This is a genomic window from Bacillota bacterium, assembly GCA_029961055.1.
Classification (GTDB): Bacteria; Bacillota; Sulfobacillia; order JAIMAT01; family JAIMAT01; genus JAIMAT01.
Genome location: JASBVM010000039.1, coordinates 43,162 through 69,914, shown reverse-complemented (window position 1 = coordinate 69,914; position 26,753 = coordinate 43,162). Strand labels below are relative to the sequence as shown.

Below are 26,753 nucleotides of genomic sequence, written 5' to 3'. Positions count from 1 at the left end.
CCCATGCAAATGGAAGCTACCTGTCAGGAAGGGCGCCTGACGAGGCGGGGGGTGATCCCGTTGACGGAGGATTCCAATACCTCGGCGACGAGCGTGCCGGATCCGATCCGGCCGGTGCGGCTGCAGGCGGAGGGAGCGGGAGGCCGGGGCGTCGTCCTGGCGGTGGACGACAAGCCGTACATCCGCCAGCTCCTCGTCACCGACCTCGGGCTCCAGGGGTACACGGTCCTGGAGGCCGCCGACGGCGAGAGCGCCCTGGAGATCTCGCTGCGCGAGCGGCCCGACGTGGTCCTCCTCGACCTGCTGATGCCCGGCCTGGACGGCTACGAGGTGCTGCGGCGGCTGAGGGGCGATCCGGCCACCGCCGACATCCCCGTCATCATCCTGTCTGCCAAGACCGAGATCGACGGCCCGCCGGCAGTGCCTGGCGCCCAGGGCTACCTGGTCAAGCCCTTCGACCTCGACGACCTGGAGTCGCAGGTGGCCCACTGGGTGGAGTACTCGCGCCAGAACCGGAGCGCACCCTGGCTCTCGACCTGAGCCGGCCGGCTGCGGACGCCCTCCACAGTCAGCCGGCTCTTCCCCTGGGACTTCCCGCCCGGCTTGCGGCCCGCCGCTCCCAGCTGCCGGCCCCGGCTCTCCGCCCAGGTCGCCTGGGCGACCGAAGGCCCGCGCGGGTGGTTCAGCGGCTGAGAAGATCACGGACGGCCGCCTCCAGCTGCCTGTCGACCACGGGCGGCTGGGCCAGCACATCCGCCTCGGTCGCATCGAGAAGACCGTCGCTCCGGAGCCTTCCAGCCGGCAGGACGGGAGCCTGTACGAGGTAGGGCTCGTTCCGCCACACCTGCCGGTTGACCGCCGCCTCCCAGGCGCGGAGCGCCCGTTCCGTCCGGGGCCCGAAGATGCCGTCCTGCGGCCCCGGGTCGAACCCCCACGCGCGCAGGTAACCCTGCATGCCCAGCACGTCCAGGCCGACCATGCCGGGCCGGAGCACGCGCGACGGCCGCAGCGGGCCGAGGCCCGGCCCCTGCGGGTCGGGCACGGCGAGGTCGGGCCGGATCCCCACCCCGTCCACCGCGTGGCCGTCGGGCGTGTAGTAGCGCGCCGTGGTCAGCTTGATGGCGCCGCCGTCGGGCAGTTCGAAGATCTGCTGGACCGAGCCCTTGCCGAAGGTGCGGGTGCCGATCACCTTGCCCACGCCCCGGTCCTGGATGGCACCGGCCACGATCTCGGCGGCGCTGGCCGTGCCCTCGTTGACCAGGACCGCCAGCTTGAAGGACCAGGGAGGCGTGCTGGAGCTGAGCACCTGTTCGTCCTGGGCCGTCTCACCCCTGGTGCGGATGCGGACCACCGGGCCCTGCGGGACGAAGACGCTGGCCACCTGGACGCCCTGCGAGAGGAGGCCGCCCGGGTTGTTCCGCAGGTCGAGGATGAAGCGGTCCTTCCCCTGCATGCGGAAGAACTGGGTGACGAGGGCGACCGTGTCGCCGGTCTCCTGGTCGAAGCTGGAGATCACCAGGTCCACGATCCCCCCGGGGAGCGTCTTCACCGTCACCGGCTGGATCCGGATGGGAGCGCGGGTCAGGGTGACCTGGAAGGGCGCGCCGTTCCCCCTCTGGAGCGTGAGCGTCACCCGGGTCCCGGAGGGGCCCTGGATGTGGGAGGCCGCTTCCTGGGTCGTCCAGCCGCGGGCGTCCTGGCCGTCCACGGCCAGGATCCGGTCGCCGGCGCGGAGGCCGGCCCGGGCCGCCGGGCTGCCCGAGATGGGCGCCACGACGGTGACGAGCCCGTTGATGCTCTCGATCTGGACGCCGATGCCCTCCAGTTGGCCCGTGACCACCTGGTTGCTGAAGCTCCGGTACTCGTCGGGCGTCATGTAGACCGAGTACGGGTCGCCCAGCGACTCCAGGAGCCCCTGGATCGAGCCCTGCCAGAGCTGGTCGGACGAGACCGGGTTGACGTAGACCTGCTCGATCAGCTGCCGGACGGCGTCGAAGAGCTCCGCCCCGGCGGGGGAGCCGGATGGCGAGCCGGCCGCGTCACCCGACGAGGGTTCGCCCGCGCCCGCGGAGGGAGCGGCGCCGACCGGGCTCGCCGGCGGCGCCGCCTGGGCTGCCTGGGCCGCCGCCCATCCCTGCGGCAGCGCCGCGAAGGCCAGCGACACTGCCAGCAGGACGGCCGCCCACCGGAGTCGCAAACGTCCGAGGAAGTTGGCTGACATGGCACGCCTCCATTCCGCGATAGGAAGGGAATTCCCGCCCCGGGTGGGGCTTCCTGCCACGGGGGCGGCGGTCGGGCGCGGCGGCGGGCGGGCGCCGCCGGCAGCGATTTACGGTTTGGTTACAGGTGACGGGGCGGCCGGGCGGAGAACGGGAGGGCCATTATACTCAAGACGACTCGAAGCGCTTCAGGAGGTCCCCTTCCATGTGGCGCAAGCCCAAGCGGGCCGGACCGCCCGGCCTTCCGTTTTTCGTCGTGCTCGTCCTCGCCCTCGTCCTCACCCTTGGCGCGGGGCCGGCGTGGGCGGCGCCTTCCTCGCGTCTGATCCCGGCCGCCCGGGTCTTCGACGACGTCGACGGCCCGGATGCACAGGCGTTCGCGGTGCTGGCGGCGGTGGGGGCCTTCCGCGGCGACCGGGGCATCGGCGGTCCGGTCCGGCCGGCGGAGGCGATCCAGCGGGCCGAGTTCGCCTCCGTTCTCGCCCAGCTGAGCGGCCACTCCGGGGTGGCCAGCGTCATGGGCAGCTTCCAGCCCCCCTACAGCGATGCGGCCGCCATCCCCGACTGGGCGCGGGGAGCGGTCAACGTCGCCTACAGCGCGGGGCTCCTCCGCGGCTACCCCGACGGGAGCTTCCGGCCCGACCGGCCGGTGAGCCAGGCGGAGGTGCTGGCGGCGCTGGCGCGGATGGCGGGCTACACCTCGGCTTCCGGCTCCTGGCCCTCGAACTGGGTCAACCTGGCGGACTCCAAGGGCTTGGCGGACAAGGCGAAGGTGGACGCCGGCGCGGCCGCGTCGCGCGCCTTCGTGGCCCGGGCGGCCTATCGGACGCTCTTCGCCCCGGGGCCGGACGGCCAGACGCTCTTCGCCCGCACCGGCGGCGCGGAGGGCGAGGTGGCCGTGCTCGGCAGCTCCACCATCCGGATCCGCCATCCCGCGTCGGGAAGCGCCATCCGCAACGGCGGGCGCATCCTCTCCACCCGCGGCCTTCCTCCCGCTCCCGCCGGCGTCCGTCCGCTCCCCGGCGCGCTGGCGGCGCTGGGCGAGACGGTCACCTACCGGGATCCCGATCTCTTCACCCTGGCTCCGGACGTGATCGCCATCGGTTTCTCCAGCTGGTCCGACCTGAAGGTGGGGAGCCAGGTCCGCCTCTACCTGGACGGCGGGCGGGTGACGGGGATCGAGCTGGTCGGCTGAGACGCAGCGCTTCCTCCAGCGGCTGGACAGGAACGCCGCGGCCCTCCTGGAGGGTCAGGCCGTGCCGCCGGCGCCGCCGTGAGCGGCCGCCGGCCGCATCAGGTGGTAGCTGGCGGTGCCGATGGCGATCAGCTCGCCCAGGTCGTCGGTCACGTCGACGCTGAGAAAGGCGACCGTCCTCCCGATGCGACGGATCCGCGCCGCGGCGCGGAGGCGGCGGGACTCCAGCGTCGCCCCGTGCAGGTATTCCACGTGCAGGTCGATGGTGGCTTGCTGGGTGCCCGGCGTGGTGTTGGCGACGACGGCGACGCCGGCGGCGGTGTCGATGAGGGTGGCGATGAAGCCGCCGTGGACGCGCCCGGCCATCTGCAGGTGACGGCGTTCGACGGGCATCTCCACCACCGCTTCCTGGGACGAGACGCGGATCGGCGCGATGCCCAGCAGCTCCCAGGCGGGGTTGTCGACAGGAAGCGGCCTTCCGTGAAGAGACGGACCGCTCTGTTCAGGTGCACCCTGAGCGCTCGTCGCGACCACCTCCCGAGGGTCGCCACGAGCATAGCAGAGACTCCGGCGGGTCGCCCGCTCCCTTCTCGCCGCCCGGCTCGCCGCCTACGACTCCAGGAGCCTCGTGCGGACTGCGCCCTCCGGGTAGCGGTCGGGCTGGATGGTCATCTCGCCCGGCTCGGCCTTGAAGCGGAGGCGGTAGGAGCCCTGGCCGAGCTTCTCCAGGCCGCCGACGGCGTCGGCCCGGGCCGAGAAGACAGCCTCCCGGGCGTGGATGTCGAGCCGCCTCTCCACCACCTCGCACATCTCCGGCTGGAACCGGAAGGCGACCGCCCAGCTGTCGGCCAGGCGGTAGGTGGCCTGGAAGGTGGCTCCCCGCTGGGAACGGAGGTCCTGGACCATCTTCTCGAGGTCGGCGGTGACGGCGCCGAAGCCCGCTTCGGTCGTGGCCAAAGGCATGCACCCCCCGCCGCCTAGCATGCGTCGCCGGCGCGAGCCGCATGCGGGGGCGGCCGGGGTGTCGACGGCGCTCACCCGCCCGGCCGGGCCTTGGCCGGGCCGCGGCTCAGGCCTCGGCCACGGCGACGCGCGCGCGCCGGGCGCAGGCGCGGTGGGCGGAGGGGCGGACGTCGCGCAGCTCCACCCGCCGGATCTCCGGGACCTCCTCGGCCAGCCGCGACAGCCGCAGGAAGAGGTCGGCCAGGCAGGGGAGGATCTCCCCGCCCTCGCCCGTCTCGCCCGCCGGCCCCCCCTCTTCCGCCAGCGCGGAGGCCAGCTCCTGTGCGTCCAGGTCGGTCAGCGGCGTGATCCGGACCAGCGGATCGCCCAGCGGGACGGAGCCGCCGTTCCAGGCGGCGGGCGCCAGGCGGCGGACCAGGAGGAGGGGACCGAAGAGGGGGTCCGGTTCGACCGAGACGGCGAGACGGATCCGTTCCGGCTCCTCGCCGGGTGGCTCGCCCACCGGCAGGCCCACCGCCCCCAGGATGGCCTGCGCCTCGCCCGGTGCCAGCCAGCCTTCGCCCGCCCCGGGGGCGAGCCGGGCCAGCCCCGCCCGGGCCAGCTCCCGCGCGCGGGCGACGTCGGCGCCCTCCAGGTCGGGGATCCGGCCGCGCGGCCTGCGGCGGAAGGCGGCGTAGCGGACCGCCCGCGCCAGCGCCCGCACGGTCCGCTCCGGGAAGGGATAGGCGGGCAGCCGCCGCGCCTGCGCGTCGAGGAAGCGGACGGCGGTCCCTTCCTCCCCGGTGGCGAGGAAGTTGGCTACCACCGGCTTCCGCGCGCCCGCCGCCTCCGCCTCGCGCACCCCTTCCACCACCGCCTCGGCCACGGCGGCCGTGTCGGAGATGCCGACGGGGACGAAGAGGACCACCACCGCGTCCACCCCCGGGTCGCGGAGCACCTCGGGGAGCGCCCGCCGGTAGCCCTCGGCCAGCGCCTCGAAGCCCAGGTCGAGCGGCGGGTGGGCCAGGGTGAGCCCTTCGCTGCGCAGCGCGTCCACGGTGATCACGGCGCCCCCGGCGGTGTTGGTCACCACCGCCACCCGGTCGCCCCCGGGCAGCGGTTCGCTCCCCAGGAGGGCGGCGACGTCGAAGAGCTCCTCCAGCGTGTCGGCGCGGATGATGCCGGCCTGGCGGAAGAGCGCGTCCACGGCCACCTCCCGGGCCTGGCCGGCCGCCTGGCGCGCCTCGGAGACCTGGACGCCGGCCGGGGTGCGCGCGCCGCGGACGACCAGGACGGGCTTCCGCGGCGCGATGCGCCGGCAGATGCGCGAGAACTTGCGCGGGTTGCCGAAGGACTCCAGGTAGAGGGCGATCATCTCGGTCTCCGGGTCGTCCTCCCAGTACTGGAGGCAGTCGTTGCCCGAGACGTCCGCCTTGTTCCCCATGCTGACGAAGCTGGAGACGCCGACGCCGATCCGGCTGAGAACGTCGAGGATGGCGATGCCCAGCGCCCCGGACTGGCTGGCCACGCCCAGCCGGCCGGGGGCCGGCAGGCGGGGCGCGAAGCTGGCGTTGAGGCGGAGCTCCCCGGCCGTGTTGATGATGCCCAGGCAGTTGGGCCCCACCAGGCGGATGCCTGCGGCGCGGAGGCGGCGGACCACCTCCTGCTGGAGCGCCTCGCCCTCCGGGCCCGTCTCGGCGAAGCCGGCGGAGGTGATCAGCACCGCCCGGACCCGGGCCTCGATGCAGTCGTCGACCACCTGGAGCACCTCGCGCGCCGGCACCACCACCACCGCCAGGTCGACCGGCTCCGGCAGCTCGCGGACACTGGGGTAGGCGCGGACGGCGGCGACCGAACGGGCCGCCGGGTTGACGGGGTAGACGACGCCCTGGAAGCCGCCCTCCACCAGGTGGCGGAAGAGAAGGTGGCCCAGCCGCCTCGGGTCGCGCGAGGCGCCGATCACCGCCACGGTGGCGGGGCGGAAGAAAGGCTGGAGCGAGGCGGCGGTGGCCAGCTTCTCCCGCGTCTCCTGGAGGGCCCGGCTGCGCTCCGTCTCGCCCAGCGGGAGGACCATGCGCACCGCCCCGCCCTCCCAGCGCTCCGTCGTCTCGTAGCCGGAGTCGTGAAGCACCTGGATCATCTTCCGGTTGGCCGGCAGCACCACCGCCTCGAAGCGCTTGTAGCCCGCCCGCCAGGCCGCCTGGGCCAGGTGTTCCAGGAGCAGCGTGCCCAGGCCCCGCCCCTGGTAGCGGTCGTCGACCAGGAAGGCCACCTCCGCCACGTCGGGCTCGGCCGTGCGGACGAAGTTGCCCACCGCCAGGAAGCGCTCCCCCGCCTCGCAGACGAGCGTCAGGGCGCGGCGCCCGTCGCTCTCCAGGAGCCGCTCCAGCTCCTTCTCGTTCACCTCGCGGACGGCGTGGAAGAAGCGGAAGTAAAGGCTGTCGGGCGAGGCGCCGCGGAAGAGCTCGCGCAGCCGCGCCCGCTCCTCCTCATCGTGGCGGATGGGTCGGAGCTCGGCCACCGTCCCGTCGCGAAGGATGACGCGGGCCACGGCTCAGCCCTCCTCGCTCGCCTCCGCCGGCAGCGGCAGGAGGGAACCGGAACGCGCGATCTCCCCGTAGTAGCGGGCGCTGGGCCGCACCTCCCGCGCCTGGCTCTCGTAGTCCACCCCGATCAGCCCGAAGCGGGGCCGGAAGCCTTCCGCCCACTCGAAGTTGTCCAGCAGCGCCCAGTGGAAGTAGCCGCGCACGTCGATCCCCCGCTGGAGCGCCGCCGCCACCTGCTCCAGGTGGAGGCGGATCCAGCGGACCCGCTCGCGGTCGTCCAGCGTGGCGATCCCGTTCTCGGTCACCACCACCGGACGCCCGAAGGAGGCGGCCGCCTCCAGCGTCCGGCCCAGGCCGTCGGGCGCCCAGACCCAGCCCATCTGCGTGGTCCGCTGCCCGGGCAGCGAGCCCAGGGGGGTGAGCAGCCCGTCCAGGCGCCAGCTCCAGCGGCTCCAGCTGCGCGAGTAGTAGTTCAGCCCCACGAAGTCCTGCTGCTCGCGGATCCGCCGCAGGAAGCCGAGGTTGTAGACGCGCCAGTGCAGCGCCGCGGCCCGGCGGTCGGCGGGGCTCCCCGCATCCAGCGGGACGAAGTCGATCATGTTCTGCGCCACGCCCGCCTTGGGACGGCCCTCGGCCAGGGCGTGGATCGTCTCGTAGGCCAGGTGGTGGGCCTGGACCAGCGCTGCGTGCGCCCGCATCGCCGCGCGCGGCGACCGGAGCTGGGGCGGCCAGACCCCGGTGAGGAAGCCCTGCACCACCAGCACCATCGGCTCGTTGACCGTCACCCACCACTCCACCCCGAGCGGCGAGAGCGCCCGCACCACCCGCTCCACGTAGGCGGCGAAGCGGCGCGGCGCCCCGGGCCAGAGCCAGCCGCCGCGGCTGGCCAGCCAGCTGGGCAGCGTGAAGTGGTAGAGCGTGACCATCGGCGTCACGCCGCGTTCCCGGCAGGCCTCCACCATCTCCGCGTAGTGGTCGAGCTCCCGCCGGTCGTACTCGCCCGGGAAGGGCTCGACCCGCGCCCACTCGACGCCGAACCGGTAGGCGTTCAGCCCCAGGTCGGCCAGCAGCCCGATGTCCTCGCGGAAGCGGTGGTAGTGGTCGGCCGCCCTGCCGGAGCGGTCACCGCCGGCGACGTGACCCGGAACCTGCTCCCAGAGCCACCAGTCGCTCAGCCGGTTCCCGCCCTCCACCTGGTGGCCGCTGGTGGCCGCCCCCCAGAGGAAGTCGGGCGGAAAGCGGAAGACTTCCGGGACCATGCCCCTCACCTCGGCCCTCCGAACTCCCGATCGCGGCGGCGCCGCCGCCCCGCCGAACCCGCGACAAAGGGCGGTGAGCGCCGTCCCGGCCCCGTGGCCGGCGGAGGCTCACCGCCATTATCCCCCAGGGGCACCCTCCGGTCAGTAGACGGTGCGCGGCCGGGAGTACCGTTCCTGGAGGTAGTCCAGCGTCTCCCCGAAGCGCTGGAAGTGGGTCACCTCCCTTTGCCTCAGGAAGGCCAGCACCCGCGAGACCCTCTCGTCCTGGGAGAGGTCGAGCAGGTTCTCGTAGGTGGTGCGCGCCTTCTGCTCCGCCGCCAGGTCCTCGTGCATGCAGGTGACGGGGTCGTCGAACGACTGGAAGTAGGTGGCGGTCCAGGGCATGCCGTTGGCGTCCTGCAGGAACATGCCGTAGCCGTGCTGGGCGTAGTGGCCGCCCAGGCCCGCCGCCTCCAGCTCCCTGGGCGAGGCGTCCTGGATCAGCTTCTGCACCAGCGTGCCCACCATCTCCATGTGAGCCAGCTCCTCGGTGCCGATGTCGATGAGGATGGCCTTGCCGCGCCCGGTGGGCATGGCGAAGGCCTGCGTGAAGTAGCGCCAGGAGGCGGTGAACTCGCCGTCCGGCCCCCCGAACTGGGTCATGATCACCTTGGCCAGCCGGGGATCGGGCCGCGTGATCTCGATGGGCACCTCCAACTGCTTGACGTAGACCCACATGCCGTCTCTGCCCCCTCAGGTGTCCGGCCCGCCCCAGAGCGGATAGGGGAAGGGCGTCCGCGTCCACTGCCACGGGTAGGCGCTCGGGTCCTGGCCGTGGTTCATCAGCGGCCCGTAGCGGCGCACCCACTCCTGGTGCAGGCGCATCAGCTCCTGGACCAGGCGGTTGTAATCCTCCAGCGCCTGCCGGTCGTCGGGGTGGGTGTCGAGGTAGAGGTTGATCTCCAGCGCCGCGAAGTGGAGCTGCTGCATCCGTCGCGAGAGCTCGTCGGGGCTGTAGCCTTCCGCGGTCACCTCGTCCACGCCGCGCCACCTCCTGCCGGCCGGCGCCAGGGCCGGCCCATGTACGGCCGGACCAGGTCGGGCCAGAGCGACCCCTGCCGGAGCGCCTCGTCGTACGGGTACGGATTCCGGTACGAGGCGGCCGACTGGATGGGGACGAAGGCCATGGCCAGATCGATGCCGGCAGGGATGCCGTAGCTCGCCTCGCCGGAGGGCGGCGGCAGCGGCATCCCGGGGCCTCCCTCCGGCCCCGGCCAAGGCGGCAGGTCGGGTCCGAGGCCCGCCGAGCCCGGCTCGGGCTCGGCGGCCTCCGGCGCGGACCCGCCGGTCGCGGGCCCGGTCTGCGCCGGCTCGGAGGCGGTTCGTTGCCCGTCTCCGCGGCGATGTCGCGGATCTCGCAGCACGGCTCTTCCTCCTTCCTGGCGTGGTCAAGCCAGCATATGGACCTCCGCGGCCGGGGGTTCGTCCCGGGGCCGGCCCGGGGGGGGCCGGTCTCCGGCAAAAACGGTGCACTTGCAAACAATAAATTGCGGGCGTATACGAATTTGGGGAGGTGAGTTTGACTTCCACACAGCGAAATTCATAATGTGAATCCAAGTTTCAAGGAAGAAGGTGGCGTATTCTTCATGGCTGAGCGGAGGGAAGATTCGGGCTCCAGGAGCGGTGGCGCCGCTACGGCGGCACGGGGCACCGGACGCGCCGAGATTTCTGCCGGGCGGAATGCTTCCGCCGGCCCGGCAGGTCCGTCCGGAAGGAAGATCCTGGGCTTCATTCTTTGGGCCCTGGTCGCCGTCGTCGTAGCCGCCGCCTTCGCCACGCTGGCCATCCACCGGGGGGAGCGGGTCAACGCGCTCTGGCTCCTGGTCGCGGCGCTGGGCACCTATGCCCTCGGCTACCGCTTCTACGCGCTCTGGATCGCGCGCCGGGTGATGGAGCTCGACCCCGAGCGCGCCACGCCGGCGGTGGCGCACAACGACGGGCGCGACTTCGTGCCCACCAACCGCTGGGTGCTCTACGGTCACCACTTCGCCGCCATCGCGGGGGCGGGGCCGCTGGTCGGGCCGACGCTGGCGGCCCAGATGGGGTGGCTGCCCGGGACGCTCTGGATCGTCGTGGGCGCGGTCCTCGCCGGCGCCGTCCAGGACTTCGTCGTCCTCTTCGCCAGCATGCGGCGGAAGGGGCGGAGCCTGGGCGAGATGGCCAGCGACGAGGTGGGGCCGGTGGGCGGCTGGATCGCCCAGATCGGCACGCTGCTGATGGCGCTGATCGTGCTGGCGGTGCTGGCGCTGGTGGTGGTCAACGCGCTGAAGGGGAGCCCCTGGGGGACCTTCGTGGTGGCCATGACCATCCCCATCGCCATCCTGATGGGCCTCTACATGCGCTTCGTCCGGCCCGGCCAGGTGGGCGAGGCGACGGTGATCGGCGTCGCGCTGATGCTGGTGGCGCTCGTCCTGGGCCGCGGCGTGGCGGACTCGCCGGTGCTGGCGCCCGTCTTCACGCTGACGGCTCCGCAGCTGGCCGTGGCCATCATGATCTACGGCTTCCTCGCCTCCATCCTGCCCGTCTGGTTCCTGCTGGTGCCCCGCGACTACCTCTCCACCTTCCTCAAGCTGGGCACCATCGCTCTCCTCGCCGTGGGCATCGTCGTCGTCCATCCGGAGCTCCAGATGACCGGCGTCACCCGCTTCATCGACGGGACCGGGCCGGTCTTCGCGGGCAGGCTCTTCCCCTTCCTCTTCATCACCATCGCCTGCGGCGCCCTCTCGGGCTGGCACACGGTGATCTCCTCGGGCACCACGCCCAAGCTGCTGGAGCGGGAGACGGACGCGCCCATGATCGGCTACGCCGGCATGCTGGCCGAGTCGTTCGTCGCCGTGATGGCCATGATCGCGGCCACGCTGCTGACGCCGGGTCTCTACTTCGCCATCAACTCGCCCGCCTCGGCCATCGGCACCACGGTCGCCCAGGCGGCGCAGACGGTCAGCTCCTGGGGCTTCCCCATCGACGCCGCCACGCTTCAGCGCACCGCCCAGCTGGTGGGGGAGCAGACGATCCTCTCGCGGACGGGGGGCGCGCCCTCCCTGGCGGTGGGCATGGCCCACGTCTTCTCGCGCTTCCTGGGCGGCGAGGCGGTGATGGCCTTCTGGTACCACTTCGCCATCCTCTTCGAGGCGGTCTTCATCCTGACCACGGTGGACGCGGGCACCCGCGTCGCCCGCTTCATGTTCCAGGGTCTGGTGGGCCGCATCTGGCCGAAGTTCGGTGACGTCGGCTGGTATCCGGGCACGGTGCTGGCCTCGGCGCTGACGGTCGCCATCTGGGGCTACTTCCTCTACGCCGGTGCCACCGATCCCCTGGGCGGCATCAACACCCTCTGGCCGCTCTTCGGCATCGCCAACCAGATGCTGGGCGCGGTCGCGCTGGTGATCGTCACCACCGTCTTCATCAAGATGGGGAAGGCGAAGTACAGCTTCGTCACGCTGGTGCCGATGCTCTTCATGTACGCCACCACCTGGACGGCGGCGCTCCAGAAGATCTTCTCGCCCGACCCGAAGATCGGCTTCTGGGCGCACGCCAACGCCTTCGCGGCCAAGCTGGCGGCGGGGCAGATCCCGGCGCCGGCGAAGACGCTGGCCCAGGCGCACCAGGTGATCTTCAACGACCGGGTGGACGCGGTCCTGACCGGCGTCTTCCTGGTGATCATGGCGGGCATCCTGGTCGACGCGGTCCGCGTCTGGTTGCCCGTCCTCTTCGGCAGGCAGCGGCCCGAGCTCCACGAGGAGCCGTACGAGCCGCGGGTCGCCTTCGAGCCCGGCACGGCCGCCGGCCGCTGAGCGCTGAGCGCCGTCCGGCGCGGACCGGGCCGTCACCCCCGCCGGTGGGAGACGCGAGCGCCCCTCGCCGGCGGGGGCCCGAGGGGGGTGCGTGCAGTGGAAGTCGACGGGAGTCCGCTCCACCGGGGACTGGGGGAGTTCTGGCGCCGGGCGGTCCGGGTCGTCCGCGCCGTCGCCGGCATCCCCGACTACGACCGCTACCTGGAGTTCCACCTGGCCCGGGGGGAGGAGCCCGAGCTGAGCCGGGCCGAGTTCTTCCGGCGCGAGGTCGACAGGAAGTACGGCGACGGAGGTGGAATGCGCTGCTGCTGACCCGGCTGCGGTGCGCGGCGGAGCCCCCGCCCGGGCCGGGATGGTAGGATAGGGGCCCGGGACCGGGCCGAGCCGCCGGTGTCGACGGGCGCCATGCGCCTCCGGCCGGGTCGTGCTCCCGAACCCTGTGGTGAGGTGGAACGGTTGGAGGCCTGGGCGATCGTCAACCCGGCGGCGGGCCGCGGCGACGCGCTCCGCGCCTGGCGCCGGCTCGAGCGGGAGGGGCTCCCTGTGCCCGAGCTCCGCAGCCTGTTCACGGAAGGACCGGGCCACGCCACCCGTCTCGCGCGCCAGGCGGCGGAGGAAGGCGTCGAGAGGCTCCTGGTGGTGGGCGGGGACGGTACGGTGGGGGAGGCGGTCCGCGGGCTGGTGGCCAGCGGGCGCGCAGCCGGGGAGCTCCCGGTGCTGGGCATCCTGCCCGCGGGCACCGGCAACGACTTCGGCCTCGGCCTGGGGCTGCCGACGGATCCCGAGGCGGCCGTCCGGCTCGCCTGCGAGGGGGAAGCCCGGGCGGTGGACCTGATCGCCGTCGAGATCCCCGGGATCGGCCGCCACATCGGCGTCAACACCTTCGGCGCCGGCTTCGACGGCGCCATCGTCCGCGACGTCAACACCGCCTGGTACAAGTCCTTCCTGGGCGGCTTCAGCTACCACACCGCGGTCGTCAAAGGATTTGTCACCTACCGGCCCGTGACCGCCTGGCTCTCGGTGGAGGGGGGCGAGGAGCGGAGGTACGAGCGGGTCTGGCTCTGCAACTGCGTCAACACCGAGCGGCTGGCCGGCGGCATGAAGGCGGCGCCGGGGGCGGACGCCGCCGACGGCCGCCTCAACCTCTTCCTCGTCCACGACCTCTCCCGGGCCGGCGTCCTGCCGCTCTTCGCCCGGATCGTCCAGGGCAGGCACCTGGGCGATCCGCGCACCCTGGTGGAGCCTGTCGCCTCGTTCCGGATCCGCTTCGAGCAGGAGGTGACGGCCCAGCTGGACGGGGAGCTGATGGGCCAGGTCCCCGCCGGCACCGCCATCGCCGTGGAGGTCGTCCCGCAGGCCGTCCGTGTGGCGGGCTACGTCCCGCCCGGCGAGCGAGACGGAGGTCGAGAGCGTTGAGCGACGTCAAGAAGGGTCGTGCCCGGCGCCCGCAGTCCCAGGCGCAGGCGGCGCGCCGGCCTCAGGAAGCCGCCCACCCCGCCTGGGAGCTGGGTCCCCTGGCGGGGGCGCTCCTGCTCCTGGCGGTGACGCCCTTCTTCCGGGGGCTCTACTTCCCGTTCGAGCAGCTGGTGGCGCTTCTGGCCGCCATCCCGCTGGCCGCCTGGGCGCTGGCGCTCCGCTTCCGGCGCGCGCCGGCCGACCCGTGGTCGCTCTTCCGCGCCCGCACCGCCGGCCGGGTGTTCCGCGCCCACTGGCCGGACGTGGCCGCGGCGGGCTTCCTGGTCGCCTACCTGCTCTCGACGCTGGTGGCGGTGGACCGCCGCTCGGCCGTCCAGGAAGATCTCAAGATCCTCCTCTACCTCCTGGTCTACCTGACGATCCGCCTGGCCGGCCTCGGCTACGGGCGGCCCTCTCCGGAACGGGCGGAGAGGGCCGCGCTGGCGGTGGCGGCGGTGCTGGCCGCGACGGGCGGCGCCGTGGCCGTCGCGGGTATCGGGGTGGCGGCGGGCAGCTGGCAGTACAACGGCGCCTGGGACGGGACGCGCCTCTACTCGGTCTTCCAGTATCCGAACACCCTGGCCGCCTACCTGGGAGCCAGCCTCCTGGCGGCGCTGGCGCTCTGGGCGCGGGGGCTGGGCGGGGAGGAGGGCGGCGGCCGCCCGGCCCTCCGCCTTCTCGGCCTCGAGGCGCTGGCCGTCACCGCCTACGTCTCGCTCTTCGCCTTCGTCTTCACCTACTCCCGGGGCGCCCTGCTGGTCCTCCCCGTGACCGCCCTGATCGGCCTCTTCCTGCTGCCACCCGGGCGCCGCCTGGCGACGGTCCTCGAGGCGCTGGTCCTGCTGGTGGCGCTCCTGCCGGGCAGCTTCGGCCTCCTGCTCCGCTCCTTCCCGCAGGCGGCGGGGGCGCTCTACCGGGCGACCGCGGCGGGTCAGGCCGCCCCGCCCGGCAGTTCGTGGGCGGTCTGGGCAACGCTCCTGGCCGGCCTTCCGGTGGTGCTGGCGGGCAGCTGGCTGGCCGCGCTCTGGGGCGGGCGCGCGGCCCGCGCCGCCCTCGCCGGGGCCCGGCGCGCCCTGCCCGGAGCGGGCGCGGCGGGGGCGGTGGCTCTCGGGCTCTGGGCGCCGTCGGGGCTCCTCCACCTGCTGCCCGCACCGCTGGCCGAGCGCCTCAGCCAGATCAACCTCGGCGCCTACTCGGCCTGGTCGCGCCTCGACTGGACGGGGGACGCGCTCCGCCTGGGCCTGCGCGATCCCGTCCTGGGCAGCGGAGGCGGCGCCTGGAACGCGCTCTACCACCAGGTCCAGGCCTACCCGTACTGGTCGACCCAGGTGCACAACGCCCTGGCCCAGATCTGGGTGGAGGCCGGGGCGGTGGGGGTGCTCGCCTTCCTGGCGGTCTGGGCCGGGCTCCTGCGGGCGCTCCTGCGGGCGGTCCGGGCGACGGGGCGCCTCCAGCCGGAGCGGAGGGCGCTGGCGGCCGCGGTGGGGAGCGCGGCGCTCCTCCTCGGCCTTCACAGCCTGATCGACTTCAACCTCTCGCTGTCCGCCGTCTCCGTGGCCCTCTGGGCGCTCCTGGCGGCCGCCCAGAGCCTCTCCGACCAGGCGCCGGCCGGGGCGCTGGCCGAGGCGGGGGCCTCGCAACGCGAGGCTGCGGCCGCCCGGGCGGGGGGCGTCCCCCGGGCGACGCGCCGCCGCGAGGGGGAGGGGACTTCCTGGGGGACGCAGGCGGCCAGCTTCACGGCGCTAGGCTTCGTCTTTCTGCTCGCCCTCTCGCTCGCCGCCGGCTTCCAGGACGGCCAGGCGGCGGCCCAGGCGCTGAACGGGCAGCGCTACCAGCAGGCGGCCGATCTCTTCCAGAAGGCCTCCACCCTGGATCCGTGGAGCGGCTCCTTCCACTTCGACCGCGGGCAGGCGCTGGCCGCGCTGGCGATGACGCAGGCCGACGGCCTGCCCCAGGCGGGAGCGGCGCCCGGCCCCGACGCCCGGCAGCTCCTGGCCCGGGCGCAGAAGGAGATGGAGCGGGGCATCGCGCTCAACCCCACCAACGCCAACATGGCCGCGCTCTACGGCGGCTTCCTGCTCCAGCACGGCCAGATCCAGCCCGGCCTGCGGGAGCTGGAACGGGCGATCGACCTCCAGCCCAAGGTCTCCGGCGGCTACGACAACCTGGCCAGTGCCCGCTGGCAGCTGGCCGTCCAGACGGCGCTCCAGGCCTCCGCGGGCGGGTCGACGCCGGCCGGCGACCCGGCGGCACTCCGTGCCCAGGCACGGGAGCAGATCGGCTTGCTGCGCCAGCTCTGGAGCCGCTACCGGGCCGAGCGCCGGACCGCGCCCGCCGAGGCGATCCGGGAGGGCATGGTGATGCCGGAGTCCACGCCCATGTGGGACCTCCGCCTGGGCCAGCTCGCCCTGGTGGAGGGGCAGGCCCAGGAAGCCGCCCGGCGCATCGCCGCGGCGCTCCCGGGCCTGCCCGCCCAGCTCCAGCCCGAGGCGGCCGCCTGGTGGAGCCTCGCCGGCCGGCCGGAGAGCAGCCTCCCGGCCCAGGCGGCCGGCCTCTTCCAGCAGGTGCGGACCAACCCGGCCTTCTCGGCACAGAAGCAGGCGGCGGAGCGCGCCGTCCAGGCGCTCCGCGCCGCCCTCGCCGGCTGAGCCAGGGGGTGGCCGCGCCCGCGGGACCCCGCGGGACTAGGCCCCGCAGGCGAACCGCTCGTCGAAGATCTCGCCGACCCAGGGCTCCAGCCAGGTCGCCCTCGGCTCGGCCGGCCGCTCGTCGCTCTTCTCGGCCTCGCGGCGGCCGCGGCGGCGGTTCCGCCGCCGCGGGCGGCCCTTGGCCTCCTCCGGCGGGGAGGCGGCCGCCGGTCCGGCCGGCTCCGCGGCCGCCTTTCCGGCCGCAGCCTCCGCCGGCCCCGCCCCCCGCGCCCGCAGGAAGGCGAGCACCACGGGGTGCGTCGGCCGGATCCCCTCGTCGGCGATGAACTGTTCCACGCTCCGGTCGCCGCGCCGCCCGTTGCACTCCTGGCAGCTGCAGACGCAGTTGTCCGGGGTGGTCAAGCCCCCCTGCGACCAGGGCAGGAGGTGATCGATGGTGTCGCCGTGTCCGCCGCACCAGGCGCAGCGGTGGTGGTCCCGCTTCAGGACCTGCTTCCGGATCCGCCGCGCCACGAAGGGGTTGTAGACCAGCTGGATCGTCGACCGTCCGCGCCAGCGCGCGCGTCCCAGGCGGACTTCCTGAAGCGCGGTGCTGCGGCTGCAGGGATCCAGCTTCAGACCGTCGCTGGTCAGCACCCGGATGGTCCGGGCCTCCTCCCGCCGGCGTCCCCCTTCGTGCGCGCCGACGGCGACGGCGACGGCCTGCATAGCTGCCGCTGAGATGGTCGCCCCTCCTCTCCCGAGCTCTCTCCGTTCCGAATCTCTACGCCGTTCCCCGGGGCCTAGGCCGTCCGGCGCTCCGCCTCCAGCCCCAGGTACCTGGACATCTGCAGCACGTACCGGTCCATGCCGCTCTCGCGCAGCTCCGTCGTCTGCGCCAGCGTCCGCCCGATCTCGGAGAGCGTCAGCTGCAGCTCGCTCCGCTCACCCGCTCCCGCCAGGAGGGACGCGCTCTCCAGGAAGGACTCGAAGGCGTCCGCAAGCGATCCCGCCTCGCGCGCCGCCATGGCGCTCACCCGGAGCGCCGCGCCCCGCAGCCGCGGGTCGTCCCCCGCCAGCTCGAGCGCCTCGGCCGCGCGTTCCTGCAGGGCGGCGGTCTGGCCGAGCCCCTGCTCCACCGCGGCCAGCTCCACCAGGAGCCGGACGCGCTCCTCGCCCCCGGCGCCCTCCAGGGCCTGGAGCAGGGCGGCGCGCGCCTCTTCCAGCCGGCCCAGGTCGGCCAGCGCCATGCCGTAGGCGCCGTGCGCCTGGGCGCGCCGGGCTTCCTCGCCCAGCTCGGCGAAGGCCCGGTCGGCCCTGCGACTCCACTCGGCCGCCTCCTCGGCGTCGCCCAGGCGCCGGCTGACCGTCGCCAGCGCGAGCGCGAGCGTGGCCAGCAGGTCGCCCGGCACGGGCTCCGCGCCCGCCGCGCCCGGGGCGGCCTCCTCGGGGGCCGGCTTCGGCCGGGTCAGCTCCTGCCATGCCGCCTGGTAGTATTCCCGCGCCAGGGTAAAGAGCTCCAGCTCCAGGCAGAGGTCGCCCAGCCGGTGGTTGACCAGGATGCGGAGATCGGGCGCCCGCTCCCCCACCCAGGCGAGCAGGTGGTGAGCGGTCATCAGCCGCTCCAGCGCCGCCTCGCGGCTGCCCTGTGCCCGCTCCAGCTCGGCGAGGCGGAGGTGGAGCCGGACCACCCGCTCCCAGTCGCGCTCCCCCATGGCCCGGTCCAGGCAGGCGTGGAAGGTGGCGGTGGCCGTCTCGATCCGGCCTTCGGCCAGCGCCCAGAGGCCCAGCCGCCAGAGCACCTCGGTCACCACGCGGTTGCGGCCCTTGCTCCGGGCGATCGCCACCAGCTTGGCCATGGCGCGCCGGGCGAGATCGCCCATGCCGCGCTCGAAGCAGCGCTGGCCGAAGGCGATCAGGTGCGCCTCCCCGTACGTCTCCGACAGGTAGAGCTCGTAGAGGTAGCCGTCGGGCAGGCCGAGGCCGCGGGTCATGGTGTCCAACGTGTCCACCGAGGGCCAGATGTGGCCGAGTTCCACCGCGCTGACGGCGGCGCGGGTCAGGTTGCCCGCCACCTGGGCCTGGCTGAGGCCCCGCTCGATGCGCAATGCCCGCAGTTGTCTTCCGAGTGTGGTCATGTGGGCCGCCGCCCTCCCCGTCAACACCTGTGACGAGTCGATCTCTTTTGCAAGGTTAGCAGAAAGGCGATCTCGTTGCATCCGGGCGCCTCCGCCGCCGCCTGGCACATGATGGAGCCCCCGGACGGGGGAGCGCTCGCCAGCAGGGCGGAGGACGAGGGTGTATCCTTGTGTTTTGGTCTGGCCCGTTCAGGAAAGGACGTGCGTGGCGAGCGCCGTGATCAGCAAGCGTCAATTCGCCCAGGCGGCCGGGGTGATCGCCGTGGCCACGGTGATCTCCAAGCTGCTGGGCTTCCTGCGCGAGAGCGTCATCGCCGCCCGCTACGGCGCCAGCGGCCTGACCGACGCCTACGTGGTGGCGCAGACGGTGCCCAACCTGGTCTGGCTGGTGGTCGGGACGGCGCTCTCCACCACCGTGGTCCCCGCGTACACCGCGGAGTACGTCCGCGACCCGAAGCGGGCGAGCCAGCTGTACTCCAGCCTCCTCATCCTGGTCAGCGGCGGGACGCTCCTCCTGGTGGCGATCATGTGGGGGCTGACCGTCCCCATGATCGAACTGATCGCGCCGGGCTTCCCCGCGTCGCGCATGGACCTGGCGGTCCGCCTGACGAGGATCCTGCTGCCCATGATGGTCTTCCTCTCCGTGGGGGCGGTGCTGACCGGGGTGGAGCAGGCGCACCGGCGGTTCACGCTGCCGGCGCTGGCGCCGGTCTGGCAGAACCTGACCGTGATCGGCGCGGTCCTCGTGTTCGGCGGGCGGGCGGGGATCGAGGCGGCCGCGGCCGGCCTCCTGGTGGGCACGCTGGTCCAGACGCTGGCCCAGCTGCCGGGGATGCGCGGCCTGGGGCGGTTCACCTGGCGCGTCGACCTGGAGCAGCCGGCGCTGGCCGACGTGGGGCGGCTGATGACGCCGGTGCTGCTGGGGATGGTGGTGGTCCAGCTCAGCCCGGTGATCAACCGGATGCTCGGCTCCAGCCTGCCGGCCGGCAGCATCTCGGCGCTCAACTACGCCAGCCTCCTCTTCATGCTCCCCACCGGCCTCTTCACCGCGGCCGTCGGCACGGTGCTCTACCCGGTGCTCTCGGACCGCGTCGCCCGCGGGGACGAGCCGGGCACGCTGTCGCTGACGCGCCGCGGGCTCGATCTGGGTCTGCTGACCGGGATCCCGGTGGCGCTCCTCCTGATCGTCCTGGGCGAGCCCATCGTCCGCTTCCTCTTCGAGCGCGGGGCCTTCGACTCCCGGGCCACGGCGATGACCTCGGTGGCGCTGGCCATGTACGCGGCGGGGCTGCCGGCGGCCACCACGCAGGATGTCTTGCGGCGCACCTTCTACGCGCGCCAGGACACGCGGACGCCCATGGCGGTCAACATCGCCGGGGTGGCGATCACCATCGCGCTCAGCTTCGCCCTGGTCGGGCCGATGGGGTTGGGCGGCCTGGCGCTGGCCTCCACGGTGGCCACCTGGGTGCAGACGCTCTGGCTGGGGATCGGCCTGAAAGGGCTCCGGGGCGCGCTGGAGGGGGAGGCGGCCAAGTGGACCCGGATCACGCTGGCCTCCCTGGCGATGACCGCCGCGGCCTACGGCTGGGAGAGGGTGGCCGGGGTGCCGGGCCCCGGCACCGGCCTCCTCCACCAGGCGCTCTGGCTCGTGATCGCGGGTCTGATCTCCGTCCTCGTCTACGGCCTCGCCCTCTGGCTCCTCCGCGTTCCAGAGGTACAGGAGGCGCTCTCGGCCGGCAGGCGCATGCTGGCCCGCCGCATGGCGGTCTGAGCCCGTGGGAGCGCTGCGCCGGTACGCCGCCCGCATCGCCCGTTTCAGCCCCAGCGCCCGGGCCTACCTGCTCTACAGCCTCCTCACCAGCCTGAGCTGGAACATGTTCAACCTGGTCTTCAACCTGTACATCCACGCGCTGGGGTACGGGCCGGACTTCGTCGGCCTGCTCAACGGGCTGCCGTCGGTCGCCGTCCTCCTCCTCGGCCTGCCGGTGGGGCTGGCCGCCGACCGGCTGGGCTACCGCCCCTTCCTGCTGGCGGGGACGGTGCTCAACCTGGTGGCCACGGCGGGCCTGGGCCTCGCCCACGGCTCCCTCGAGCTGATCGTGCTCTCCGCCCTCACCGGTGCGGCCGGGGCGCTCTCCTGGGTGATCGGCGCACCCATGATGGCCGCCTACTCGTCGCCGGAGGAGCGGGTCTACCTCTTCTCGGTCAACGAATCGATCATGTTCGGCTCAGGACTGGCCGGAAGCCTCCTGGCCGGCGCCGTCCCCGCCTATGCCGCCGCGCGGCTCGGGCAGCGTTCCACCGACGCGCTCCCGCTCCAGCTCGCCTTCGGCCTGATCGACCTCTTCAACCTGCTGGCCCTCTGGCCCGCACTCCGCATCGGCCTGGAGCCCCGCTCCGACGGGTCGCCCTCGGCCGCGCCGGCCGGAGCTCCCCGCCTGGCCTGGCGCGATCTCCTGCCCGCCGACCGCGAGGAGGCTCGCACCTTCGCGCGCCTGCTCCTGCCCGAGGCGCTCATCGCCTTCGGCGCGGGCGCGATGGTGGTCTTCTTCCAGCTTTACTTCTATCTGGAGTTCGGACTGGATACCTCGCGCATCGGTCTCCTCTTCGGGTTCTCCTCGGTGGTGACGGCCGCGGCCACGCTGGTGGCGCCGGTCCTGGCGGAGCGCTGGGGCGCCGTGCGGACGGTGGTGGGGACGCAGCTCGCCTCGCTCCCCTTCCTGGCCATCCTCGCCTACTCCCGCGACCTGCGCTGGGTGGTGGTCGCCTACTACGCGCGGAACGCGCTGATGAACATGTCCATGCCCGTCCAGACCACCTTCGCCCTGGAACAGGTGAGCGAGCGGCGGCGGGCGACGCTGACCAGCCTCAACGCGATGCTCGGCAGCCTCGGCCGCGGCGGCCTCGGCCCGCTGGCCAGCGGCTACCTCCAGCTCCACTCCGGCTTCAGCGGTGCCTTCACCCTGACCATCGCCTGTTACCTGGTCGGGACGCTCCTCTTCGGCTGGTTCTTCCGGGGCCGCGGCGGCGGCCGGCCGGCCAGGAAGCCCGCCCCCCGGCCGGCGGGGCCCGACCTCACATCGTGAGCTGGCCGCCGGGCGTCGGCACCATGAGAAGGATCCGCTCCTCGCTCCCGTCGGCGACGTCGACGTAGATCAGGTAGACGGAAGAGGACGAGCGGGCGCGCACCTCCCAGGTGAACGCCTCGCGGCCCGACTCCAGGGGGATCACCGCCGGGCGGACCGCCTCCACCGTCAGCCGGGAGGCGGGAGGAAGCCCCCTCTGCGTCCCCGTCCCGGTGGCGATGGCGGCCGCCTGCGAGGCGCTGATCCGCGGGGCCGGCAGCGCCCGGCTGCGGTGATGGAGCCAGTAGGGCAGGCCGTCGAAGCCGACCACCTCGCCGTCGTCCAGCGCCACCCGCACCTTGAGCAGGTCGGGGTAGAGGAGGACCGGCTCCCCGCCCGCGGCGGCGCCGGGCGCGCCGCCTGCCGCCCCGCCCGCGCCCGGGGACGGGGTGGTGTCGACCAGGGTGACGGTGGCGATGCTCCCCGTCACCAGGCTGTAGGTGGGCACCGCGCCGGCGAAGCCGAGCCGGCGGACGAAGTCCGAGGCGATGCGGCGGGCGTCGGCGGGCCCCAGGCGGGCCCTCCCCGGCCCCCGGTTGGAGAGGAGGCTGAGCACGTGGCCTCCCGCCCGCCAGACGTCGACGATCAGCTGTTCCGTTCCGCCCGCCCGGTCCCGCGTCAACACGAACCGGTAGGCCGGCAGCGGCCCGTTCAGCTGCTGGGGCGAAGCGGAGACCCTCCAGGAAGGCCCGCCCCCCGGACCCCGGCTCGCCTCGGCCCACGCCAGCGCCGTCCGCCGCGCCGCCGCCGCGCTGACGTTCGGCCCCCCCGGAGCCTTGGGCGTCATGCTCAGCGCCTCGTCGGAGAAGGGACCGTCGTAGGCCAGCGAGGGCATCCGCTCGATCTCCCGGTTGGCCCGGGCGATCTGGGCGAAGAGCGGATCGACGGCGGGCACGCCGGGCGCCCGGGCGAGCGTCGCGGCCGGGGCGGCCTGCCCCTGCGGCGCCGGCCCGCCACCGGACCGGCCGAGCCGGGGCAGGTGGAGCGCCAGCACCGGGCGTGGCTCCAGCGCGGAGCTCCACAGGTAGTTGCGGGCGGAGAGGTTCCTCGCCGTGGCGTGGAGCTGCCCGTTCAGCTGCGAGAGCGCCTGGCGGAGCGCCAGCAGCTGGGTCGTCTGCTCCCGGGCCGGGGCGGGGGCCGACCCCGCCGCCGTGCCGGCGCTCAGCCGGTCGGCCAGCACGTGCGCGTAGTCCCCCAGCTGGGCCAGAAACTTCCGCGTCGGGGAGAGGTCGACGCTGGAGAGCGGCAGGAGCGAGAGCGAGGCGTGGGCCTGGGAGGCGTAGCGCCAGACCTCCTGGAGCTGGTAGGCCCGGCGGGTGGGGCTGCTCGCCACCAGCGCCTTGTCCAGCGCCACCTCCGCCTGGCCGCTCCGGTCGACCGTGTCGTAGAAGGCCTGCTGGTAGCGGGCCTCCAGCGCCATCTGCATCCGCTGGCGCGCCGAGTGCTCCCAGCCGCCCCAGGCGAGCGCCGCCACGAGGCCGAGACCCAGGACCGCGTTCAGCCAGGCCGGCCCCTGCCGGCGGAAGGGCGGGCGCCGTGCCGGTCCGCGGCCGGGCGCCGCCTCCGCCCCGCTCCCGTCCCGGGCTTCCTGCGTCCGACCGGTCGCTTCCACCTCGGGTGCCGTGCGATCACCGTCGGGGTTGTCGACACGCTCCATGGACGGCACCTCCACCTAGTGCGCGAAGACGTGATGCCCGATGACCAGGGAGATCGGGCGGGTCCAGATCCAGCCGGAGAACGCCTTGGCCGGGTTCCAGAAGTAGAGCGCCCCGTACGTGGGATCCCAGCCGTTGAGCGCGTCCTGGGCCGCCTGGTAGGCCGTGGCGTCCGGGCTCCGCTGCCAGATCAGGCCGTTGGAGACCGACTCGAAGGCGTCCGGCTGGAAGACGACGCCGGCCACCGTGTGCGGAAAGGCCGGGTTTCGCATCCGGTTGAGCACCACCGCCGCCACGGCGACCTGCCCGGCGAAGGGTTCGCCGTGCGCCTCCGCCATCACCAGGCGCGCCAGCAGGTCGACGTCGCCGGCGCGGGTGGCGCCCACCGCCGTCGCCGGCGAGGCGGCCGCGGCGACCAAGCTGGGCGCCTCGGGCGGGTAGCCCAGGGAGCTCCAGGTCCGGGCGCTGACCGTCCCGTCCGCCGGCAGCCCGTTCCGGCTCTGGAAGAGGCGGACCGCCTGCCAGGTGGTCGCCCCGTAGTTGCCGTCGATGGGGCCGCGGTAGTACCCCCGGGCGGCCAGCCGCTGCTGCAGGAGGCGGACGGCGTCGCCCGAGGAGCCCCAGGAGAGCGTGGGCAGAGGGGCGGGGGCGGCACGACCGGACGAGGCCAGGAAGGCGGACAGGAGCAGCAGCGAGGCGAGAAAGGCGCCTCCCTGCCGCGCGAGGCGGCGCAGGGAACGGCGGATGGTCGGCATCGTCTCCTCCTCCTCGGCGCTAGCCTCTGCCGGGGGAGGAGGCGGCTATACGCGCGCGGAAGAGCAGTTACGTATCCCGGACGGCCGGGCGGCCCCGCGGGGGGCCCGTTCCGGACCGCTCCTCCCGAGCCGGGGAAGGGGGTTCGGCGTTGGCAGCTCTGTCGATCGAGGTGGTGCGGGTGGAGAACCCGCACGAGGACAACCTCATTCTCGGCCAGAGCCACTTCATCAAGACGGTGGAAGACCTCTACGAGGCGCTCGTCCAGTCCTCGCCGGGCATCCGCTTCGGCCTCGCCTTCGACGAGGCCTCCGGAGCGAGACTGGTCCGCCGTGCCGGCAACGACCCGGAGCTGGTGGAGCTGGCCACCCGCAACCTCCAAGCCATCGGGGCCGGCCACGCCTTCCTCGTCTTCTTGAAGGAAGCCTTTCCCATCAACGTCCTCAACGCGGTCAAGGCGGTGCCCGAGGTCTGCCGCATCTACGCCGCCACCGCCAACCCGCTGGAGGTGGTGGTGGGCGTCACCGAGCAGGGCCGCGGCATCCTGGGCGTGATCGACGGCTTCCCGCCCGTGGGCGTGGAGAGCGAGGAGGACGAGCGGGCCCGGCACGCGCTCCTGCGCCGCTTCGGCTACAAGCTCTGAGACCTCGCGGCAGTGCGGTCTCCAGGCCCCGGCCGCGGTCCGGGTGGGGCGCTCCCGGCCCGGAGGGCGGCGGGCTGCAGGTCCGGGGCGATCCAGGTACAATGCTTTCATTGCGAGCTCGCCGCCGTCGGCGGAACGCGACGGGACCCGTGGCCGCCGTGGCCGCGCTCGCCCTCGGACCGGCACGGAAGGCGAGCGGAGAACGAAAGGAGCGGAGATCAGGGACGTGTCGACAGAGATAATCTGGTTGGCCCTCATCGTCGGGCTGGTGACACTGGCCGCAGGCGGCCTGGCCATCTCGTCGGTGCTGAGGATCGGTGTCGACAACCCGGAGATCGAGCGCATCGGCCACGCGATCCAGGAGGGAGCGGTGGCCTACATCTCCCGCTCCTACCGGACGCTGGCCGTCGTGGCCGTCATCCTGGCCGTCGTCCTGGCGCTGGCCGTCGGCCTGCCCACCGCCCTCGCCTTCCTCTTCGGCGGGGCGCTCTCGGCGCTGGCCGGCTACGCCGGCATGATGGTCGCCGTGCGGGCGAACATGCGCGTCGCGCAGGTGGCCGACCGCTACGGCCTGCGCGGCACGCTCCGCCTGGCGCTGCGGGGCGGCGCGGTCACCGGCCTCTTCGTCATCGGTCTCGGCCTGACCGGGATCGCCATCCTGCTGCTGCTCCGCGTGCCCGACACCGCCACCGTCGGCTTCGCCTTCGGCGCCAGCCTGATCAGCATCTTCGCCCGGCTGGGCGGCGGCATCTACACCAAGGCCGCGGACGTGGGCGCCGACCTGGTCGGCAAGGTGGAGCAGGGCCTGCCCGAGGACGATCCACGCAACCCCGCCGTCATCGCCGACAACGTGGGCGACAACGTGGGCGACGACGCCGGCATGGCGGCCGACCTCTTCGAGACCTTCGTGGTGACGCTGGTCGGCTCGCTTCTCCTGGCCCACCTGGTCCACCCGGGCCAGCCGGCCTTCGGGGACTACATCCTCCTGCTCGGGGCGGCCGGCGCGGTGGCGGCCATCCTGGGCGCCTTCGTCAACGTGAGCACCGATCGGCCGGAGGGGATCATGCCGGCCCTCTACGGGACGACGGCCATCACCCTCGTCTTCGCGTCGCTGCTCTTCCTGGGTGCGGCGCTCTGGATGGGGGTCGGCCTCCGCCTCTTCCTCGCCGCGCTGCTGGGCGTGGTGGTGACCGCCGTACTCATCCTGGTCACGGACTTCTTCACGTCCAAGAAGTACGGGCCGATCAAGCGCCTGGCGGAGTCGACCCGGAGCGGACCCGCCACCGTGGTCATCTCCGGCACCGCCCTGGGTTTCCGCGCCAGCTTCGTGCCTGCGCTGGTGATCGCCGCCGCCACCCTGGCCGCCTACCAGCTGGGCGGCATCTACGGCATCGGCGTGGCCGTGACCGGGATGCTGGCGCTGGTGGGCTTCATCATCACGCTGGACGCCTACGGGCCCATCACCGACAACGCCGGCGGCATCGCCGAGATGGCGGGCCTCAAGTCGGAGGTGCGCAAGATCACCGACGCCCTGGACGCGGTGGGCAACACCACCAAGGCGGTGACCAAGGGGTACGCCATCGGTTCCGCAGCCCTGGGCGCGCTGGTCCTCTTCGGCTCCTTCGTGCACGAGCTGGCGGGTCGGATGGCGGGCAGGGCCGCCTTCGACCTCTCCAACCCCTTCGTCATCGTGGGGCTGCTGCTGGGCGCGGTGCTTCCCTTCCTCTTCGCCTCCTACGGTCTGGAGGCGGTGGGGCGGGCGGCGCTGGGCGTGGTGGAGGAGGTGCGGCGCCAGCTGCGCCAGCGACCCGGCATCCTGCAGGGCACCGAGAGGCCGGACTACGGCCGGACCGTGGACATCGTCACGGCGGGCGCGCTGCGCAGCATGACGCTCCCCGCGCTCATCCCCGTGCTCGCACCGCCCATCGTCGGCTTCGGGCTCGGCTCCCACGGCTGGCAGGCGCTGGGCGGGCTGCTCCTGGGGACGCTGGTGAGTGGCTTCTTCCTCGCGCTCTACCTGACCACCAGCGGCGCCGCCTGGGACAACGCCAAGAAGTACATCGAGGACGGCGCCTACGGGGGCAAGGGGACGCCCGAGCATGCGGCGGCGGTGGTGGGCGACACCATCGGCGATCCCTTCAAGGACACGGCGGGGCCCGCGATCAACCCGCTGATCAAGATCGTCAACGTGGTCGCGCTGCTGATCGTTCCGCTCCTGTCGATCGGCTGAGGGGCGGGTTCGCCGCGGAAGCGGAGGGGCGGAGGGGCGGCGCCCGGGGCGCGCCGCCCCCGACTCTCTTCTGCGCGGTCGGCCGCCGGATCCCGAACGAGGTCGAGGCCGCGGGGCCGGGGGCGTCCCTCGC

22 protein-coding genes are annotated in these 26,753 nt (G+C 73.5%); 10 read left to right on the top strand and 12 right to left on the bottom strand.

All coding sequences use genetic code 11. From position 1 onward, the window contains the following. Positions 1 to 51: 51 nt before the first annotated feature. Positions 52 to 540 (top strand): response regulator, encoded by a 489-nt coding sequence (locus tag QJR14_09075; protein MDI3317752.1) that lies wholly within the window; start codon positions 52 to 54, stop codon positions 538 to 540. Positions 541 to 682: 142 nt separating this feature from the next. Here QJR14_09075 and QJR14_09070 read toward each other — a convergent pair whose 3' ends face one another. After that, the gene (locus tag QJR14_09070) at positions 683 to 2,221 is read right to left on the bottom strand and encodes a S41 family peptidase (GenBank protein MDI3317751.1); all 1,539 of its coding nucleotides are present in this window, start codon (positions 2,219 to 2,221) and stop codon (positions 683 to 685) included. 203 nt (positions 2,222 to 2,424) lie between these two features. Between QJR14_09070 and QJR14_09065 the strand changes: the two genes are divergently transcribed. Then, a complete protein-coding gene (locus QJR14_09065) occupies positions 2,425 to 3,414 on the top strand; it encodes an S-layer homology domain-containing protein (GenBank protein ID MDI3317750.1) in 990 nt (329 codons plus the stop codon). Positions 3,415 to 3,468: 54 nt separating this feature from the next. Here QJR14_09065 and QJR14_09060 read toward each other — a convergent pair whose 3' ends face one another. The 7 genes from QJR14_09060 to QJR14_09030 form a co-directional block, all read right to left on the bottom strand. Further along, positions 3,469 to 3,948: a PaaI family thioesterase gene (locus QJR14_09060; GenBank protein MDI3317749.1), complete on the bottom strand. Its 480-nt coding sequence runs from the start codon at positions 3,946 to 3,948 to the stop codon at positions 3,469 to 3,471. Positions 3,949 to 4,023: 75 nt separating this feature from the next. Further along, complete coding sequence (locus tag QJR14_09055) at positions 4,024 to 4,371, bottom strand: hypothetical protein (protein ID MDI3317748.1); 348 nt, start codon at positions 4,369 to 4,371, stop codon at positions 4,024 to 4,026. A gap of 112 nt (positions 4,372 to 4,483) precedes the next feature. Further along, positions 4,484 to 6,907, bottom strand: a complete 2,424-nt coding sequence (locus QJR14_09050; protein ID MDI3317747.1) for a GNAT family N-acetyltransferase — start codon at positions 6,905 to 6,907, stop codon at positions 4,484 to 4,486. A 3-nt stretch (positions 6,908 to 6,910) separates the two neighbouring features. Continuing rightward, the gene (locus QJR14_09045) at positions 6,911 to 8,161 is read right to left on the bottom strand and encodes a glycoside hydrolase family 1 protein (GenBank protein ID MDI3317746.1); all 1,251 of its coding nucleotides are present in this window, start codon (positions 8,159 to 8,161) and stop codon (positions 6,911 to 6,913) included. 141 nt (positions 8,162 to 8,302) lie between these two features. Continuing rightward, positions 8,303 to 8,878, bottom strand: coding sequence for a manganese catalase family protein (locus tag QJR14_09040; GenBank protein ID MDI3317745.1), 576 nt, complete (start codon positions 8,876 to 8,878; stop codon positions 8,303 to 8,305). Between the two features lie 15 nt (positions 8,879 to 8,893). Beyond that, positions 8,894 to 9,181 (bottom strand): spore coat protein CotJB, encoded by a 288-nt coding sequence (locus QJR14_09035; GenBank protein MDI3317744.1) that lies wholly within the window; start codon positions 9,179 to 9,181, stop codon positions 8,894 to 8,896. Continuing rightward, positions 9,169 to 9,390: a spore coat associated protein CotJA gene (locus QJR14_09030; protein ID MDI3317743.1), complete on the bottom strand. Its 222-nt coding sequence runs from the start codon at positions 9,388 to 9,390 to the stop codon at positions 9,169 to 9,171. Before QJR14_09030 ends, QJR14_09035 begins: the two co-directional genes overlap by 13 nt. A gap of 396 nt (positions 9,391 to 9,786) precedes the next feature. Between QJR14_09030 and QJR14_09025 the strand changes: the two genes are divergently transcribed. The 4 genes from QJR14_09025 (at position 9,787) to QJR14_09010 (ending at position 16,097) form a co-directional block, all read left to right on the top strand. Continuing rightward, the gene (locus QJR14_09025; protein MDI3317742.1) at positions 9,787 to 11,994 is read left to right on the top strand and encodes a carbon starvation CstA family protein; all 2,208 of its coding nucleotides are present in this window, start codon (positions 9,787 to 9,789) and stop codon (positions 11,992 to 11,994) included. Between the two features lie 87 nt (positions 11,995 to 12,081). Further along, positions 12,082 to 12,306, top strand: coding sequence for a YbdD/YjiX family protein (locus QJR14_09020; GenBank protein MDI3317741.1), 225 nt, complete (start codon positions 12,082 to 12,084; stop codon positions 12,304 to 12,306). A gap of 135 nt (positions 12,307 to 12,441) precedes the next feature. Further along, positions 12,442 to 13,410 (top strand): diacylglycerol kinase family lipid kinase, encoded by a 969-nt coding sequence (locus tag QJR14_09015; protein MDI3317740.1) that lies wholly within the window; start codon positions 12,442 to 12,444, stop codon positions 13,408 to 13,410. Next, a complete protein-coding gene (locus tag QJR14_09010) occupies positions 13,407 to 16,097 on the top strand; it encodes an O-antigen ligase family protein (protein MDI3317739.1) in 2,691 nt (896 codons plus the stop codon). Before QJR14_09015 ends, QJR14_09010 begins: the two co-directional genes overlap by 4 nt. 36 nt (positions 16,098 to 16,133) lie before the next feature. Here QJR14_09010 and QJR14_09005 read toward each other — a convergent pair whose 3' ends face one another. Together QJR14_09005 and QJR14_09000 are read right to left on the bottom strand one after the other, a co-directional pair. Further along, positions 16,134 to 16,805 (bottom strand): HNH endonuclease signature motif containing protein, encoded by a 672-nt coding sequence (locus QJR14_09005; GenBank protein MDI3317738.1) that lies wholly within the window; start codon positions 16,803 to 16,805, stop codon positions 16,134 to 16,136. Between the two features lie 74 nt (positions 16,806 to 16,879). Then, entirely contained in the window at positions 16,880 to 18,295 is a 1,416-nt protein-coding gene (locus QJR14_09000; protein ID MDI3317737.1) for a helix-turn-helix transcriptional regulator, read from the bottom strand. A 124-nt stretch (positions 18,296 to 18,419) separates the two neighbouring features. Here QJR14_09000 and murJ point away from each other — a divergent pair, with 124 nt between their 5' ends. Then, a complete protein-coding gene (gene murJ / locus QJR14_08995; GenBank protein MDI3317736.1) occupies positions 18,420 to 19,985 on the top strand; it encodes a murein biosynthesis integral membrane protein MurJ in 1,566 nt (521 codons plus the stop codon). Positions 19,986 to 19,989: 4 nt separating this feature from the next. Next, positions 19,990 to 21,300, top strand: a complete 1,311-nt coding sequence (locus QJR14_08990; GenBank protein ID MDI3317735.1) for an MFS transporter — start codon at positions 19,990 to 19,992, stop codon at positions 21,298 to 21,300. Here QJR14_08990 and QJR14_08985 read toward each other — a convergent pair. Further along, positions 21,290 to 22,996: a germination protein YpeB gene (locus QJR14_08985; GenBank protein ID MDI3317734.1), complete on the bottom strand. Its 1,707-nt coding sequence runs from the start codon at positions 22,994 to 22,996 to the stop codon at positions 21,290 to 21,292. The two genes, QJR14_08990 and QJR14_08985, sit on opposite strands and share 11 nt — an antisense overlap. Positions 22,997 to 23,011: 15 nt before the next feature. Beyond that, the gene (gene sleB / locus QJR14_08980; protein ID MDI3317733.1) at positions 23,012 to 23,749 is read right to left on the bottom strand and encodes a spore cortex-lytic enzyme; all 738 of its coding nucleotides are present in this window, start codon (positions 23,747 to 23,749) and stop codon (positions 23,012 to 23,014) included. A 158-nt stretch (positions 23,750 to 23,907) separates the two neighbouring features. Between sleB and QJR14_08975 the strand changes: the two genes are divergently transcribed. Then, a complete protein-coding gene (locus QJR14_08975; GenBank protein ID MDI3317732.1) occupies positions 23,908 to 24,390 on the top strand; it encodes an adenosine-specific kinase in 483 nt (160 codons plus the stop codon). Positions 24,391 to 24,616: 226 nt separating this feature from the next. Then, on the top strand, positions 24,617 to 26,620 hold the full coding sequence (locus QJR14_08970) for a sodium-translocating pyrophosphatase (GenBank protein ID MDI3317731.1): 2,004 nt from the start codon (positions 24,617 to 24,619) through the stop codon (positions 26,618 to 26,620). Positions 26,621 to 26,753 lie beyond the last annotated feature (133 nt).